Below are 14,338 nucleotides of genomic sequence, written 5' to 3'. Positions count from 1 at the left end.
TTCCTCATGCCTGCCCGACAGCGCAACGGCCGGGCAAGGTCACGCATCCCCCACATCGGCATCGCCCGGCGTCGGCGGGGCCAGCGGCGTGAAGGCGCAGCGGTCGGGCTTGATGTCGATCAGCGGCGTGCCGTCGAGGCAGTCGAGCCCGCGCACCAGCAGGGTCGAGCCTTCGATGCCGAGCAACGCGACCATCGAAGTGCCGATCGGGTTGGGCCGCACCGGCGAGCGCAGCGAGAAGGTGCCGCGGGTGGTGCCGTCGCTTTTCGGGCTCTGCAGCACCAGGTCGCGGCGCGAGCGGTGCAGCCAGTACAGGATTTCCAGCGTCTGGTATTCGGCGATTCCGGCCAGCGCCTGGTCCCAGGGCGCGAACACCTCGATCCGGCAGGTCGGGCCGTCGCGCCGGCCCTGGCGCGGGCAGTCCATGCGGTCGGTCCAGGGCGTGCGGATGCGGCCGATGAAGACCAGGCCGGCATCGGCCGGTTCGGGCCATTCGACGGCGCGTTCGGCCGCCCGGATCTCGTCCTCGCGCACCATGCGGATCTCCAGCTCCCGTGTCGTTTCACGATATAGGGCAATATACGAGTCCCGACCATTCCTGGAGCGTCGAGGGACCGGCGGCATCGCTGCCGGCGTTGTGCCTCAAAGGACTTCGACAGCCATGCGCGTTCTTCTCGTCGGCAGCACCGGTTTTCTCGGGAGGGCGATCCACACCGCCCTTGCGCGTGGCGGCCATCAAATCGTCCCGCTTGGCCGGGACCAGGGATACGACCTCGAACATGCGCCCTCGTCCGAGCGCGCGGCGCCGCGTCTGGCGGAGGTCGAGGGGATCGTCGTCGCCGCCGGCCATCTGACCGATGACGACGAGAGGGCGGCCCGGATGACCGACGGCATCACCGCCCTTCTCGACCGGGCCGCGGCGGCCGGGATCCCGAACCTCGTGCTGATCTCCAGCATCGGCGCCGATGCCGACGCACCGGTCGCATCGCTGCGCGGGAAAGCCGCGCAGGAGCATGCCCTGCTCGGCCACCGGCGCGGCGATCCTGCGCTCAACTGGACGATCGTCCGGCCCTCGCTGGTCTGCGGCCCGGGCGGCGCGAGCTCGCGGCTGCTCGCCAACCTTGCCAGCCTGCCGCTGCGCCCGCGACTCCGGTCCGGCCCGTTCCGGCCCGTGCATGTGGACGATCTCGCCGAGGCGGTGGTCCGGCTGCTGGCCCTGCCGCGGATCGACGAGGCCACTGTCGACGCCTGCGGTCCCGACCGGGTCGATCTCGAAGGGTATCTCCGCGCCTTCGAACAGGACGGCCGGCGCGCCCTGACGCTGCCGGTTCCGGCCGGGCTGGAGCGGATCGTCTTCCGGCTCGCAGGCCTGCTGCGCCTGCCGCTCGCGGGCGATGCGATGCTTCAGGTGCTGCACGCCGGCGCAGATGGCGATCCCGAGGCGCTGCCCCGGGGAACCGGGGTGACGCCGAGACCGCTGGCGGCCGCTGCCCGCGGCCTGATGCCGGCATCGCCGGTGCTGCGCCGGCTGCTGGCGCTCGGCCTCGCCCCGTTCTGGATCTGGTCGGGGCTCTGTTCGATCTGGCTATGGCCGATCGACCAGAGCATCGACATGGCCAGGCAGGCCGGTGTTCCCGATGCCCTGGCCGCCGCCTCGGTCTATGCCGGCGGCATCCTCGACATGATCATCGGCGCCGCGATGCTGCCGCGCGCGACGCAGTATCCGGCCGCGCTCGCCGCCGTCGCGGTGACGGTCGCCTATGTCGCGGTCATGACCGTCGGCGCGCCGGAGCTCTGGCTCCACCCGCTCGGGCCCGCGGCGAAGGGGCTGCCGCTCGCGGCCGCGGCCCTCGGCCTGGCCATGCTGGCCAAGGCAGACCCCGTCAGTCCGAGAAAGGGCTAGACCCGATGGACCTCTACATGGCCCTGAAATATGTGCATGTGATCAGCTCGACCATCATCTTCGGCACCGGACTCGGCACGGCATTCCAGATGTGGATGGCGCACCGGCGCGGCGACGTGGGCGCCATCGCCGTGGTCGCGCGCAACGTCGTGCGCGCCGACTGGTATTTCACCACCCCTGCGGTGATTGTCCAGCCGCTGTCGGGAGCCGCGATGATGCACCTGGCGGGGTTTCAGGCCAGCGACGGCTGGCTCGCCCTTTCGCTCGGCCTCTATGCGCTCGCCGGCGCGTGCTGGCTGCCGGTGGTCTGGCTGCAGGTCCGGGCCGCGCGGCTGGCGGAGCAGGCGGCGGCGGCCGGGCAGCCGCTGCCGCCGGCCTATCACCGCATCTTCCGGCTCTGGTTCCTGCTCGGCTGGCCGGCCTTCATCGCCGTCCTGGTGATCTTCTGGCTGATGCTGACGAAGCCGATGATCTGACCGGCTCAACGGTTCGCTTCCCGGCCGGTGTGCCCGATGAAGTCTAGCATGAGCGGCGCGGCCTCGGCCGCGTGGGTCTCGAGCAGGAGGTGGCCGGCGTCGAAAATATGGGCTTCCATCCGCGGCAGGGCCTGCATCCAGGACAGGGTCTCGGCGAGATCGAAGAAGGCGTCGTGCCGGCCCCAGAGCATCAGGGCCGGCGGCTGCCGGCGGGCGAGAAACTCGGCAATGGCGTCGAATCGCGCGGTATGGTTCGCATAATCCGCGACGAGCGCCCGCTGCGTCTCCATCCGGCCCGGCAGGCACATCACCCGCCAGTCCTCCTCCCAGCGTTCGGCCGGGATCCGCGCGGCCACCTCCGGCGGGACCCCGGCGATATACTGGTCGCGTATGCCCTCGAAGCTCAGATGCGCGGTCGCCGCCGCCGCGTTCTCGGGGCTCGGATCCGACCAGTAGGCCAGGGTCCCGGCCCATCCCGGCCCGAACCCCGAGCGATGGGCATTGGCGTTCTGGATGATGAGACCCAGGACCTTCTCCGGCGCCTGCATGGCGATGTGGAAGCCGACCGGCGCCCCGAAATCATGCAGGTAGACATAGCGCGGACCGACCGAGAGCCGGTCCAGCAGCTCCGCGATCGCCCGGCCGAAGGCGGGAAACGAGGGCGCGGGTAGCACATCGGACTCGCCGAAGCCGGGCAGGTCGGGCGCGATCACATAGGCGGCCTGCGTCAGCTCGGGCATGACCTCGAGGAACATTCGCGCGGCGTTGGGAAAGCCGTGCAGGAGCAGCACGGCCGGCCTGGACGCCTCACCGGCGGTGATGAAGGACAGCTCCGTCCCACCGGACAGGCGGAGCCGTTGCCGGGTCGCCGGGTGCATGCCTCCTCTCCTCGATGGTCTTTCGCAACGTCCGAAGGAGATAATCCGGCCGGCGCGTGGCGCAACCGGCCGGCAGGCCTCGCCCCGGCCGCTATGCGAGCTTGCGCTCGCGCCGGATGATGTCGTAGGCGGCGTTGATCCGGGCCATCTTGTCGGTGGCGATGGCGATGAAGTCGGCCGGCATGCCGCGAGCGATCAGCCGGTCCGGATGGTGCTCGCGGATCAGCCGGCGATAGGCCGCCTTCAGGTTCTCGTCGTCGATCTGCCGCTCGACCCCCAGCACGCCGTAGGGGTCGACGTCGCAGCCGGCGCATTCCTCGGCGCAGAGCCGGTGGAAATCGGCCTGGGCCAGGCCGAACAGCCCGGCGACGGCGCGCAGATAGTCGAGCTCCGCCGGTTTCACGTCGCCATCGGCCTTGGCGATGGTGAACAGGCACTGCAGCAGCTCCTCCAGCACCTCCGGCCGGTCCTTGAACATGCCGGCGAGCTGCCTGGCATAGGGCTCGAACCCCGCCGAATCGCGGCGCGCCAGGTTGAACAGGCGCTCGACATTCGGCTCTTCCTCCGCCGGCACGCGGAACACCCGGCGGAAGGCCGTCACCTCCTCCGCCGTCACCGCGCCGTCGGCCTTGGCCATCTTGGCGCCCAGCGCGATCACGCCGATGGTGAAGGCGATGTGCTGGGTGGCGTCGTCATCCGCCGGCGGCTGGCCGCGATACCAGTCGACGGCATGGCCGGCGACGGCGCCCAGCAGCGCCCCGATCGGGCCGCCCATGGCCAAGCCAGCGGCCGCGCCGACGATCTTACCCCAGATGCTCATCCCTCGTTCCGTTCGCCGACACGCCGCCCTCGCCGGCCATGATAGCAGGTCGCGCGGCGGAACGGAGGGGCCGCGATGACGCGGGTCAGCTGGCCTCAGCCGGATTGCGCAGATAGTAGCGCCGGGTCGGGAACACCGCCTTGATCGTGGCGAAGTCCGCCGATCCGGCCGAGCCGCCGCCGGCCGGCAGCCGGGCCGCAGCTTCGTCGATCAGCTCGATGCGGGCGCGGGTGCCGGGGTGGGTGGAGAACAGGGAGGTGGTCTTGTCCTCGCCTGGCGGCACCAGCGAATCCAGGGTCTTGAAGATCGCCGAGGCCTGGCGCGGGTCGTAGCCGGTGGCGCGGAACACGGTCAGCACATAGGCGTCGGCCTCGCGCTCGTGATCCCGGGAGTAGCCGGAGGTGATCAAATCGGACATCGCTGGGGCGATCCGGTCAAGCGCGGCGCGGCTCGCCGAGCCGACCACATCGCTCAGCGGTCCAGTATTGACGGCGTTGATCTCAGTCTGGGCGACGCCCTTGAAGAACTCGGCCAGCTTGTCGGCGGACCCCTTGCGGTCCAGTTCCGCTACCTGATGGCCCAACTCGGCATGGCCCATCTCATGCGCGATCACTGCCGCCAGCTCGGACTCGCTGGCGGCATAGCGCAGCAGGCCCTTGTTGATGCCCAGCTTGCCGCCCGGCAGCGCCCAGGCATTCGGGCTGTTGTCGTCCAGCACCGTGATCTCCCAGCGGTATCCGCGCGTGGAAACCCGGAACAGCGGCTCGGCGAAGCTTCGCACCGCCGACTGAACCCGCGCGTTGGAATAGGCCCCGCCGGATTGCGCGATCAGGCGCGGATAAAGCCCCTGGCCCAGAGCCGCCTGGTCGATCGAGCTCGCCTTGTTGTCCGAGGCGAACAGCCCGCCGATCGTGTTCGCCGCGCCGACCGGATCATTGGCGTAGTTCTGCACGGTCTGGCAGCCGCCGAGCGCGAGCGCCGCGAGGCTGGTTCCGGCCCCGGCGAGAAAGCCGCGGCGATGCAGGGTCGTGAATGGCGTGTTCAAAATATCCCCCTCATTTCGTGGTCAGGCTGAAGCTGCGGTCCCAGTCGGCCGGCGGCGGCGCCTGGGCGTAGGCCGTGGCGCGGTCGCGGTAGAGCGCGGCGGCCGGATCGGCGGCGGCCAGCGCCGCGAAGCGCTCCGCCGCCTCGGCGAAGCGGCGGCGGTAATAGAGGACTAGCGCGGCATGGAACCGCCGCACCGCCTGCATCTGCTCGACCGTGGCGTCGACCAGCGGCACGATCGGCTCGTACACCCGGACCGGCCGCAGCTTGCCCTTGACCGCCAGATAGTCGAGCCGCCGCACCAGCCAGCGCCGCGGCAGGGCGCGATAGGTGGCCTCGCCGATCATCAGCTGGCTGCCGTAGAGCTTGTTGGCGCCTTCCAGCCGCGAGGCCAGGTTCACCGCGTCGCCGAGGACGGTGTAGTTCAGCCGGGTCGGCGACCCGACATTGCCGACCACGGCCGGGCCGGAGTTGATGCCGGCGCGCAGGCCGAGCGGCGGCAGGCCCTGGTCCTGCATCGCGGTGCGGTTGTAGCGGCCGAGCGCCGCGAAGGCCTCCATCCCGGCGGCGACGGCGCGCTCGGCGCCATGCGGGTCGGGCAGCGGCGCGCCCCACACCGCCATCACCGAATCGCCGATAAACTTGTCGACATAGCCGCCATGCCGCTCGACCGCGTCGGCGACGCGGGCCAGCAGCCCGTTGACCACCTCGACCAGCCGTTCCGGCTGGTCCTCCAGCCTTTCGCTCAGATCGGTGAAGCCGGCGATGTCGTAGAAGGCGATGGTGATCGGCCGGGTCTCGCCGACCAGGGTCAGACCATCGGGATCCTCGGCCAGCTTCTCGACCAGAGACGGGGCAAGGTAATGCCGGAAAGCGTGGGTGACACGGCGCCGGGCGCGGTCCTCGACCACGAAGCGGTAGACATAGATCGCGGTGTAGGTCAGGGCGAAGGCCAGCAGCAGCGGCACCAGCGGCGGCACCACCCCGGCGCCGAGCGCCAGCAGCGAGGCGAGGACCACGACCGCCGCAACGCCGAGCAGCGCCAGCAGGCCCCAGCCCGGGGCCAGCAGGAACAAAAACATCCCCAGCGCGGTCGAGGCCACCCCGACCACGGCCCCGGCAGCCGGCGGCGGCAGCATCTGCGGCGCCCGGCCGAGGGCGAAGGTCAGCGCCGCGATGGCGTGGACCAGCGTGCCCGGCATGTTGGACCGGCTGAGCGTGCTGGTCAGCGGCGCCAGAGGGCGCGCGCAGCGCGCCGCCGGGTCATGGTCCGACGCCTCGGTAAGCAGCCGCCGCGCCGTGAGGTGGCGGTCCTCGACATCGAGCAGCGGGCCGATGATGACGATCCGGTCGGCGAATTCGCGGCGGAAGAAGTCGATCTGGCTGGCCTTGGCGCAGGCCGCCAGGTCGGCGAAATCATAGATCGGCACGTCTCGCGGGCCGATGGTGAAGTCGATCACCGAGACACCCGGCGGCACGGCGTAGCCGGCCCGGGCGACAAGCTGCGCCGCCAGGGTCGGCACGGTGTCTCCGCCATCCAGGCGCCGCATGCCGTCCGGGTAGATCCGGACCACATTGTCTGGGTCGTAGTGCAGATTGACCGGACTCAGGTTCGGGTCGCCGCCGACCGCGATCACCTGTCCCGGCTCCGGCCGCACCGGGACATCGCCGGACTGGGCGAAGCCGAGGACGATCCGGCCGGTCGGCCTGATCGCGTTCAGGACCTGCTTCAGCGGCCGGTCGTAATTCTCCTTCAGATCCGGCCGGTCCAGAGTGGTCGGGAAGATCTCGTCCAGGCCGATCACCGCAGCCCCGCCCTGGGCCAGGCCGGCCAGCACCTGGGCGAGTTCCGGCGTCCAGGACACCTTCGGCCGGTTCCACAGCGGGGGGGTGCGGTAGGTCTCCTCCCGGATCGCCACCACCGCCACCGGCAGCCGGTGCGGCAGCGGCCGGGACGTCCAGCCGAGCGGCCGGTCGAGCCACAGCAGCACGTCGATGCCGAGGCGCTGCAGGAAGCCGGCGCCGGGCAGCAGCAGGCTGCCGCCCAGGACCAGGCCGATCCCGAGCGCCACGGCCGGGCGGCGGAGCTTTCGCATGATCGCAGAGGGAGTGGAGCGTGCGGCCTTGCGTCAGCGCAGCACCACCGTGCCGCCCGCCTTGGCGCCGGGATCGATTGAGAACACGGCGGACCGCCCGCCGGCCACGATCTTGTAAGGCACGCCGGTCTGCAGCTTCGGCGCGTTGCCGGGGTAGCGGAAGCCGCCGCCGCCCTGGCCTTCCCACACGGTCTGCGGCGCCGGCGCGTCCAGCATCACGATGCTGACGGAACCCTCGGCGCCGGAGAATTGCGGCCGGGCGGAGGTGACGGTGGTCTCGGCCCAGAGCCGCGGATCGAACGGGCTGAGCGCCCGGTTGACGCCGGCGCCGGCCTCGGCCGAGCGGGCGTTCACCGCGACCTGGGTGCGGGCGCAGTCGCCGCTGCCGGTCTGCACCTGCCCCCCGGCGACGCGGCTGGAAGCGACGCCGACCGTGACGACGCCGCCGCGGATGGTCTCGACCGTGCAGCCGCCGGCATAGGCCAGGACGAGCCGGCCGCCGCGGCCGAGATCGATGGTCTGGCCGGGATAGACGCTGTCCGTCACCTCGACCCCTGCCCCGGGCGCGCCGCTGATCGCGGTCACCTGCGCCGACGGCTCCTGCCCGGCCGGGGCGGAGGTGCTGGGCTCGGTGGGTGAGGAGAGGAGGTTGTCCAGCAGGCCTTCGAACTGGGCCGACGCTGCCGAAGGAACCAGAAGAGCCGCCGAGAACAACATGGCGGCGCAGGCTGAAACCAGCTTGTTCATATCCGTTAATCCCCGACCTTAAATTCACGACGGAGTTCCTCCGCCGCCCCCGCCATGTCCAATGCTCCGCATTTGTGTCGCATTGACGGCAGTGTTGTTGCGGGATTGCGGCCGCGGGCGTCGACGGCGCGGCCTTGCCGCGCGGCGGGCGCGGGCTTAAGGTCGACAACCATCCTTTTATGTCTGACCTTTGAGCCGGATCATGGCCGTCACCCAGCAGCCCCGCCCCGCCCTCGACGACCGCGCTTTCGCCGCCCTGCGCGCCCTGCTGGGCGACCGCTTCACCACCGCCGCCGCGGTGCGCGAGCAGCACGGGCGCGAGGAGTCCTGGCACCCGACCATGCCGCCCGACGCGGTCGCCTTCCCGCACTCGACCGAGGAGGTGGCGGCGGTGCTGCGGATCTGCGCCGAGCACGAGGTGCCGGTCGTGGCCTACGGCACCGGAACCTCGCTGGAGGGCGGCATCGCGGCGCTGCGCGGCGGCGTCACCGTCGACCTGTCGCAGATGAACCGGGTGACCCGGGTCTCGGCCGAGGACCTGGACTGCACGGTCGAGGCCGGGGTGACCCGCAAGCAGCTGAACGAGCATCTGCGCGACACCGGCCTGTTCTTCCCGATCGACCCCGGCGCCGATGCCAGCCTGGGCGGCATGGCGGCGACCCGCGCCTCCGGCACCAATGCGGTGCGCTATGGCACCATGCGCGACAACGTGCTGGGGCTGACCGTGGTGCTGGCCGACGGCCGCATCATCCGCACCGGCGGCCGGGCGCGCAAATCCGCGGCCGGCTACGACCTGACCCGGCTGTTCGTCGGGTCAGAGGGCACGCTGGGCCTGATCACCGAGGTGACGCTGAAGCTGTACGGCATTCCGGAGGCGATCTCCTCGGCCGTCTGCGCCTTCCCGACCGTGGCCGACGCGGTCAACACCACGATCGCCACCATCCAGCTCGGCATCCCGGTGGCCCGGATCGAGCTGCTGGACGAGGTCCAGATCGGCGCCAGCAACGCCTATTCCAAGCTCGACCTCGAGGTGGCGCCGACGCTGTTCTTCGAGTTCCACGGCACCGAGGCCGGCGTGGCCGAGCAGGCGGAGACGGTCGCGGCGCTGGCGCAGGAGAACGGCGGCGGCGAGTTCCGCTGGGCGACCAAGGCCGAGGACCGCAGCAGGCTGTGGGAGGCGCGGCACAAGGCCTATTACGCCGGCATCGCGCTGCGCCCCGGCTGCCGCGGCATGCCGACCGATGTCTGCGTCCCGATCAGCCGGCTGGCCGACTGCCTGGTCGAGACCAAGGCCGATATCGAGGCCAGCGGCCTGGTGGCGCCGATCGTCGGCCATGTCGGCGACGGCAACTTCCACACCTGCATGATCCTCGACCCGGAGAATCCGGACGAGATTGCCCGGGCCGAGGCCTTCCACGACCGGCTGGTGATGCGCGCCCTGGCGATGGACGGCACCTGCACCGGCGAGCACGGCATCGGCTACGGCAAGATCCGCTTCCTGCAGCAGGAGCACGGCGACGGCGTGGCGGTGATGCAGGCGCTGAAGCGGGCACTCGACCCCGCCGGCATCCTCAACCCGGGCAAGGTGCTGCCGGGGAATTGAGGCGGGGCAGCCCTTCTTCCAGTCCCTCTTATTGTCATTGCCGGGCTTGACCCGGCAATCCAGAGGATGTCGACAGTCTCTGGATGCCCGGGTCAAGGACGGGCATGACAGTTAGGGATAGTTCATCCAAACAGCAACCACAGCAGCACGATCACCGCGGCCACGGCGACGATCGCCACCACCGGGGCGTTGCGCTTGGGCTGAGTCTCGTGGCTGGGGGCGCCGCTGATCGCGGCCGTCGGATAGGCCGGAGGGTCGCTGGCCGGGAAGCTGTCCTCCACCGCCTCGTCGACCTTGTCGTCCGGCACCGGCCCGGCCGGGCGCGGCTCGGCAGCAGACATCCTGGCCTCCCTTGGTCGCCTGCAATCTCAACGAACCGCACGGTGCCGAGTTCCCCCGGCTCCGCCTTGTCCGTATCATGGCACACCATGCCCAGACTGCGCATCCGCATCGACTTCGACCCGGCCGGCCCGGACCGGCAGCTCGGCCCCGGCAAGATCGGGCTGCTCGAGCACATCGCCGAGACCGGCTCGATCTCCGCCGCCGGGCGGGCGATGGGCATGTCCTACCGCCGCGCCTGGCTGCTGATCGACAGCCTGAACGGCTGCTTCCGCGAGAAGGTGGTGGAGACCCGGCACGGCGGCCCGCAGGGCGGCGGCGCCGCGCTGACCCCGTTCGGGCAGTGGCTGGTCGAGCAGTACCGCGCCATCGAGCGGGAGACCACGGCCGGCGTCGCCCAGCGGCTGGCCGACCTGCAGATCGCGACGGCGGCGCCGGGTGACGCCGCCGCCAGCCCGGCGGAGATCGAGGACTAGCGGCCGGCGTCTTCGGCCTGCGGCGACCGCTCGTCGTCGGGATGCCGGGAGGCGGAGGTCGCGCCCACGACCATCCCGACCGAGGGACCGATGACCGCCCAGAGGATGAGGGCGACGGTCACGGCCATTCGCCCCTCCGCCCGCAGTGCAGGCAGGATCGCGCCGCACGGCCCGCAGGATGTCCGGCCGCCGGTCCGGGCGGCGGGCTCGATCGGCTGTGGCCATGGAGGTCGAAGGAGGAGACGGAGGCCGTTCTATTGGCCCGATGGAGATAAGGCAGCGACGGGGGATCCTCGTCTTCGTCGTCATCCAGGCAAGCGACGACGACCGCCCCCGCGACGAAGGCCAGGATCGGGCCCAGGGCGGCCCAGACGATCAGGCCGTCCATCATCGCCGACGCTCCGCCGGAGTCGCGGCCGGCGTCCGGATCGGCGGCCCGCGGCGGATGGCCGGGATGCGCGACCGTAGATAGAGTTCCAGCCACGGCAGCATCGGCAGGATCGGCTGCAGCATCGATCGCTCCTCAGAACAGGCCCGACAGCCGGAGAAAGGACAGGCTCGACAGCCGGTCGATGGCGAGGTCCATCAGCATCAGCCCGGCCCCGGCCATCGCGGCGATCGCAAGGACGGTCACCGCGATCCTGCGGATCAAGTCGCGGCCGTCCGGGATGTCACCGGGCTGCGGCTCCGGCGCGGTCGGCGGCAAGGTGCTTCGAGTCATGATCGGCTCCAGCGTTGGCATGACGGCTCCTGATCTGCGGGAATTTCTCCCACGATGAATCTGTGGGATTTTTACCCACGTCAAATGAAATCGTCCATTTGTGGGTTTTTTTCCCACGTCCGAGCATGATAAGGTCTGGCCCGAACCAACGGATTCGCCATGTCTCCCGCCCTCCCCCCTCCGCCCCAGGCCCTGCTGAGGCCGCTGGCGCGCCTGCTGCGGCCGCTGGTGCGGCTGCTGATCCGCAGCGGCGTGACCTTTCCGGTCCTGGCCGACCTGCTGCGCGGCCTGTATGTCGATGTCGCCGCGCGTGACCTGCTGGCGGATCCGAAGGCGCAGACCGACAGCCGCATCAGCCTGCTGACCGGCGTGCACCGGAAGGAGATCCGCCGGCTGCGGAGCCAGGCTCCCGATGCCGGCAAGACTCCGGCCGTCGTGACGCTGGGCAGCCAGATCATCGCCCGCTGGCTGGGCGCGCCGCCCTACGCCGATGCGGAGAGCCGTCCCCTGCCCCTGCCGCGCACGGCCCGCAGCGCCGGCGAGGCCTCGTTCGAAGGACTGGTCGAATCGGTCACCAAGGACGTCCGGGCCCGGTCGGTGCTGGACGACTGGATCGGCCAGGAGATCGTGTCGCTGGACCCGGACGGCCGCGTGCGCCTGAACACCGCCGCCTTCATCCCGCGGCCGGGCGGCGAGGAGCAGCTGTTCTACTTCGCCCGCAACCTGCACGACCACATCGCCGCCGCGGCCGCCAATGTGGCGACCGCCGGGCCGGCGCCGTTCTTCGACCGCAGCATGCATTACGACCGGCTGCGCCCGGAGACGGTGGCGCAGCTGGAGGCCACGGCCCGCGACGCCGCGCAGCAGCTGCTGACCGACGTCAACCGCATCGCGCTGGCGATGGCCGAGGCCGACGACAAGGTCACGGCGGACGAGAAGGTGGGGCCGTCGCGCCGGATCAATCTGGGTGTCTACGTGTATGCCGAGGATGATCCGACCGACGAGGAGACGGCGCCGTGATGAGCCGCATGCGAATCCTGGCGCTCGCCCTGCTGGCCGCCTGCTCTTCCGCCGGCCCCGGTGACCGCCCGGCGGCGCCGGCGACCGCGACGAGGGACGCGGTCGCCGACCGTGGCATCGGCGGCACCGGCATCACACCCGGCATCGTCGAGGACCGCGGCATGGGCGGCACCGGCATCGTCGGCGTCATCACCGGCTTCGGCAGCATCTGGGTGAACGGCATCGAGGTCGAGTTCGACCCGGCGACGCCGGTGCGAATCGACGGGCAGAGCGCCCCCGGCGGCACCGCCCTGAAGGTCGGCCAGGTGGCGGTGGTCACCGCTTCGGGCAGCGGCTCGCGCCTCAATGCCCGCAGCATCGCCATCCGCCATGAGGTCTCCGGCCCGGTCGAGGCGGTGGAGGCGAACGGCAGCGTGCTGCGCGTCGCCGGGCAGCGGGTCACCTTCGCCGGCCAGATCTGGGGTGATGCCGTCACGCCCGGGGTCGGCGACTGGGTGGCGGTGAGCGGCCTGGCCGGCCCGGATGGCGGCATCGTCGCCAGCCGCATCGACCGGCGCGAGCCCGGCCGCGTCACCGTGCACGGGATGCTGTCCGGCACCCGCGCGGCACCGCGCATCGGCACGCTGGCACTGCCGCCGGGATCGCACCCGGGCGCCGGCATCGGCCAGGAAGTGATGGTCTCCGGACGCTATGCCGATGGGGTGCTGGTGCCCGAATCGGTGTCGCGGGACGCGCTGGCGGCGGATCCGTCCGGCTGGTTCGGCCGGTCGGTCGGCCGGCTGGTGATCGAATCCTATGCCAGCACGGCCCCGGGCGGGCTGCGCTGGGGCCGCGGCCTGAGCGCGCCGGCCGCGGGGAGCTTCGGCGCCCTCGGCGCCCAGCCGCAGCGCACCATCGTCGAGTTCCGGCGCCAGCCGGATGGCGGGCTGGAGGCGGTCGGCCTGCGCAGCACCACCGGCCGGACCGGGATGGTACAGGAGGCACCGCGCGGGATCGGCCTCGACCGGCCGGGCGGCTTCGGCCCGGGAGGCGGGCCGCACGGCCCTCAGGATTCGCGCAACCCGGCCGGCATCGACCCGTCACCGGCGAATGCCGGGGCGCCCCGCGGCGGGCCGGACTGGACCGGCCGGCGGCCGGATCCGATGGAGGGAAGCTTCAACGGCTGCCGCGGCGGCCCGGGCGACTCCTGCGGCCCGGGGCCGGGCGCGGGCGCGGCCATCGCGGCCGCGCGCCCTTCGGTTAGGCACGGTCGGCGAAACCCGCCTATCGCTCCACGATGCCGTGCTTCAGGCCGATGCTGCACGCTGCGCCAGCAGATGGCGGGCGATGGTGAGATCCTGCAAAGACAGGCCGGAACTGTCGAAGATCGTGATCGCCTCGTCCGAGCCCCTGCCAGGAAGCCGGCCCGACAGCACCTCGCCCAGCGGGGTCAGGACGGCGTCGCGGTCCGCGTGCTGGAACTCACCGATGCTGCGGGACTGTCCGGGAAGATCGCAGAACAGCGCCGCGCGGCGGAACAGGGCCGGCGGCAGTTCCTGCTTGCCGCGCGCATCGGATCCCATGCTGGCGACATGCGTTCCCGGCCGCACCCAGTCGGCCTCGAACAGCGGCGCCCGCGCCGGCGTCGCGGTGACGATGATGTCGGCCGCGGCACAGGCCTCCTCGGCCCCGGCCGCCTCGGCGTCCAATCCTTGTGCCTGCAGTTCGGCCGCCAGGACCGCGGCGCGTTCTGCGCTGCGGGCGACGACCAGCACACGGCGAAGCGGGCGCACCCGGGCCAGTGCAGCGCATTCGTAGCGGGCCTGATGGCCGGCCCCGAAGATCGCAAGGGCCGCGGCATCCGGGCGGGCCAGCACGTCAGCTGCGACGGCATCGGCGGCGGCGGTGCGGTAGGCGTTGACGATGCCGGCCTCGATCGCCGTGCCGATCCGCCCGGTCTCCTGGTCGAACAGCAGGATCAGCGAATTGTGCCGCTCCAGGCCGCGATCGCGGTTGCCGGGCCAGTAGGAGCCGACCTTGAGCCCGGCCAGCTCGGCCGTGGCGGCGGCCTTGACCGTGAAGCGGTTGGCGGTCGAGGAGCCATGGCCGAGCACGACCGGGAAGGATTCGGTGGCCGGCTCGCAGGCGGCGATCAGCGCCTCGCGCGCGGCGACGAACGCCAGCTCGTGCGTCACCAGCGCTACGGATTCGCTTTCGGAAATGAACAGCATCGGTC

17 protein-coding genes and 1 pseudogene are annotated in these 14,338 nt (G+C 71.4%); 6 read left to right on the top strand and 12 right to left on the bottom strand.

Annotation, left to right across the window (positions count from 1 at the left end):
* Window positions 1-39: 39 nt before the first annotated feature.
* Window positions 40-537: a tRNA (N6-threonylcarbamoyladenosine(37)-N6)-methyltransferase TrmO gene (tsaA, locus tag QFZ27_RS14115; protein ID WP_429227025.1), complete on the bottom strand. Its 498-nt coding sequence runs from the start codon at window positions 535-537 to the stop codon at window positions 40-42.
* On the opposite strand from tsaA, the gene QFZ27_RS14110 reads away from it, so the two are divergent.
* The gene (locus QFZ27_RS14110) at window positions 536-1,903 is read left to right on the top strand and encodes an SDR family oxidoreductase (protein ID WP_429227024.1); all 1,368 of its coding nucleotides are present in this window, start codon (window positions 536-538) and stop codon (window positions 1,901-1,903) included. The two genes, tsaA and QFZ27_RS14110, sit on opposite strands and share 2 nt — an antisense overlap.
* 5 nt (window positions 1,904-1,908) lie before the next feature.
* Window positions 1,909-2,379, top strand: a complete 471-nt coding sequence (locus tag QFZ27_RS14105) for a DUF2269 family protein (RefSeq protein ID WP_429227023.1) — start codon at window positions 1,909-1,911, stop codon at window positions 2,377-2,379.
* A 5-nt stretch (window positions 2,380-2,384) separates the two neighbouring features.
* Here QFZ27_RS14105 and QFZ27_RS14100 read toward each other — a convergent pair whose 3' ends face one another.
* The 5 genes from QFZ27_RS14100 to QFZ27_RS14080 form a co-directional block, all read right to left on the bottom strand.
* Window positions 2,385-3,257 (bottom strand): alpha/beta fold hydrolase, encoded by an 873-nt coding sequence (locus QFZ27_RS14100; protein WP_429227022.1) that lies wholly within the window; start codon window positions 3,255-3,257, stop codon window positions 2,385-2,387.
* A gap of 91 nt (window positions 3,258-3,348) precedes the next feature.
* On the bottom strand, window positions 3,349-4,077 hold the full coding sequence (locus QFZ27_RS14095) for a TerB family tellurite resistance protein (RefSeq protein WP_429227021.1): 729 nt from the start codon (window positions 4,075-4,077) through the stop codon (window positions 3,349-3,351).
* 85 nt (window positions 4,078-4,162) lie between these two features.
* Window positions 4,163-5,122, bottom strand: a complete 960-nt coding sequence (locus tag QFZ27_RS14090) for a M48 family metalloprotease (RefSeq protein WP_429227020.1) — start codon at window positions 5,120-5,122, stop codon at window positions 4,163-4,165.
* 10 nt (window positions 5,123-5,132) lie between these two features.
* On the bottom strand, window positions 5,133-7,217 hold the full coding sequence (locus QFZ27_RS14085; protein ID WP_429227019.1) for an adenylate/guanylate cyclase domain-containing protein: 2,085 nt from the start codon (window positions 7,215-7,217) through the stop codon (window positions 5,133-5,135).
* A 33-nt stretch (window positions 7,218-7,250) separates the two neighbouring features.
* Entirely contained in the window at window positions 7,251-7,964 is a 714-nt protein-coding gene (locus QFZ27_RS14080; protein ID WP_429227018.1) for a hypothetical protein, read from the bottom strand.
* A gap of 202 nt (window positions 7,965-8,166) precedes the next feature.
* Between QFZ27_RS14080 and QFZ27_RS14075 the strand changes: the two genes are divergently transcribed.
* The gene (locus QFZ27_RS14075; RefSeq protein ID WP_429227017.1) at window positions 8,167-9,567 is read left to right on the top strand and encodes an FAD-binding oxidoreductase; all 1,401 of its coding nucleotides are present in this window, start codon (window positions 8,167-8,169) and stop codon (window positions 9,565-9,567) included.
* Between the two features lie 122 nt (window positions 9,568-9,689).
* Here QFZ27_RS14075 and QFZ27_RS14070 read toward each other — a convergent pair whose 3' ends face one another.
* Window positions 9,690-9,908 carry a hypothetical protein gene (locus tag QFZ27_RS14070; protein WP_429227016.1) on the bottom strand — a complete coding sequence of 73 codons (219 nt, stop codon included), beginning with the start codon at window positions 9,906-9,908 and terminating at the stop codon, window positions 9,690-9,692.
* An 87-nt stretch (window positions 9,909-9,995) separates the two neighbouring features.
* On the opposite strand from QFZ27_RS14070, the gene QFZ27_RS14065 reads away from it, so the two are divergent.
* Entirely contained in the window at window positions 9,996-10,382 is a 387-nt protein-coding gene (locus tag QFZ27_RS14065; protein WP_429227015.1) for a winged helix-turn-helix domain-containing protein, read from the top strand.
* On the opposite strand, the gene QFZ27_RS14060 is transcribed toward QFZ27_RS14065, so the two are convergent.
* From QFZ27_RS14060 to QFZ27_RS14045, 4 genes are read right to left on the bottom strand one after another with little or no spacing between them, the layout of a single operon-like run.
* On the bottom strand, window positions 10,379-10,510 hold the full coding sequence (locus QFZ27_RS14060; protein ID WP_429227014.1) for a hypothetical protein: 132 nt from the start codon (window positions 10,508-10,510) through the stop codon (window positions 10,379-10,381). The genes QFZ27_RS14065 and QFZ27_RS14060 overlap by 4 nt on opposite strands.
* Window positions 10,501-10,773, bottom strand: a complete 273-nt coding sequence (locus tag QFZ27_RS14055) for a hypothetical protein (protein ID WP_429227013.1) — start codon at window positions 10,771-10,773, stop codon at window positions 10,501-10,503. The genes QFZ27_RS14060 and QFZ27_RS14055 overlap by 10 nt, the downstream gene beginning before the upstream one ends.
* Window positions 10,770-10,895 carry a hypothetical protein gene (locus QFZ27_RS14050; RefSeq protein ID WP_429227012.1) on the bottom strand — a complete coding sequence of 42 codons (126 nt, stop codon included), beginning with the start codon at window positions 10,893-10,895 and terminating at the stop codon, window positions 10,770-10,772. Before QFZ27_RS14050 ends, QFZ27_RS14055 begins: the two co-directional genes overlap by 4 nt.
* Before the next feature lie 10 nt (window positions 10,896-10,905).
* Window positions 10,906-11,103, bottom strand: coding sequence for a hypothetical protein (locus QFZ27_RS14045; RefSeq protein WP_429227011.1), 198 nt, complete (start codon window positions 11,101-11,103; stop codon window positions 10,906-10,908).
* Window positions 11,104-11,262: 159 nt separating this feature from the next.
* Here QFZ27_RS14045 and QFZ27_RS14040 point away from each other — a divergent pair, with 159 nt between their 5' ends.
* Window positions 11,263-12,123, top strand: coding sequence for a DUF6502 family protein (locus tag QFZ27_RS14040; protein WP_429227010.1), 861 nt, complete (start codon window positions 11,263-11,265; stop codon window positions 12,121-12,123).
* Window positions 12,123-12,659 (top strand): annotated as a pseudogene (locus QFZ27_RS14035) (DUF5666 domain-containing protein); the annotation flags it as partial. The gene QFZ27_RS14040 and the pseudogene QFZ27_RS14035, both read left to right, overlap by 1 nt.
* A 750-nt stretch (window positions 12,660-13,409) precedes the next feature.
* Here QFZ27_RS14035 and QFZ27_RS14030 read toward each other — a convergent pair.
* Window positions 13,410-14,333 (bottom strand): ornithine cyclodeaminase family protein, encoded by a 924-nt coding sequence (locus QFZ27_RS14030; protein WP_429232455.1) that lies wholly within the window; start codon window positions 14,331-14,333, stop codon window positions 13,410-13,412.
* Window positions 14,334-14,338: the final 5 nt, after the last annotated feature.

The sequence above is a fragment of the Inquilinus ginsengisoli genome (genome assembly GCF_050434925.1).
Lineage (GTDB): Bacteria > Pseudomonadota > Alphaproteobacteria > DSM-16000 > Inquilinaceae > Inquilinus > Inquilinus ginsengisoli_B.
Note: the sequence above shows the minus strand (reverse complement) of the source record. Positions and strands in the feature narration are given on the sequence as shown.

Coding starts and splice junctions, on each gene's coding strand:
- QFZ27_RS14110 (WP_429227024.1), top strand. CDS start 536: ATGCGGATCTCCAGCTCCCGTGTCGTTTCACGATATAGGGCAATATAC.
- tsaA (WP_429227025.1), bottom strand. CDS start 537: ATGGTGCGCGAGGACGAGATCCGGGCGGCCGAACGCGCCGTCGAATGG.
- QFZ27_RS14105 (WP_429227023.1), top strand. CDS start 1,909: ATGGACCTCTACATGGCCCTGAAATATGTGCATGTGATCAGCTCGACC.
- QFZ27_RS14100 (WP_429227022.1), bottom strand. CDS start 3,257: ATGCACCCGGCGACCCGGCAACGGCTCCGCCTGTCCGGTGGGACGGAG.
- QFZ27_RS14095 (WP_429227021.1), bottom strand. CDS start 4,077: ATGAGCATCTGGGGTAAGATCGTCGGCGCGGCCGCTGGCTTGGCCATG.
- QFZ27_RS14085 (WP_429227019.1), bottom strand. CDS start 7,217: ATGCGAAAGCTCCGCCGCCCGGCCGTGGCGCTCGGGATCGGCCTGGTC.
- QFZ27_RS14080 (WP_429227018.1), bottom strand. CDS start 7,964: ATGAACAAGCTGGTTTCAGCCTGCGCCGCCATGTTGTTCTCGGCGGCT.
- QFZ27_RS14075 (WP_429227017.1), top strand. CDS start 8,167: ATGGCCGTCACCCAGCAGCCCCGCCCCGCCCTCGACGACCGCGCTTTC.
- QFZ27_RS14070 (WP_429227016.1), bottom strand. CDS start 9,908: ATGTCTGCTGCCGAGCCGCGCCCGGCCGGGCCGGTGCCGGACGACAAG.
- QFZ27_RS14065 (WP_429227015.1), top strand. CDS start 9,996: ATGCCCAGACTGCGCATCCGCATCGACTTCGACCCGGCCGGCCCGGAC.
- QFZ27_RS14060 (WP_429227014.1), bottom strand. CDS start 10,510: ATGGCCGTGACCGTCGCCCTCATCCTCTGGGCGGTCATCGGTCCCTCG.
- QFZ27_RS14055 (WP_429227013.1), bottom strand. CDS start 10,773: ATGATGGACGGCCTGATCGTCTGGGCCGCCCTGGGCCCGATCCTGGCC.
- QFZ27_RS14050 (WP_429227012.1), bottom strand. CDS start 10,895: ATGCTGCAGCCGATCCTGCCGATGCTGCCGTGGCTGGAACTCTATCTA.
- QFZ27_RS14045 (WP_429227011.1), bottom strand. CDS start 11,103: ATGACTCGAAGCACCTTGCCGCCGACCGCGCCGGAGCCGCAGCCCGGT.
- QFZ27_RS14040 (WP_429227010.1), top strand. CDS start 11,263: ATGTCTCCCGCCCTCCCCCCTCCGCCCCAGGCCCTGCTGAGGCCGCTG.
- QFZ27_RS14030 (WP_429232455.1), bottom strand. CDS start 14,333: ATGCTGTTCATTTCCGAAAGCGAATCCGTAGCGCTGGTGACGCACGAG.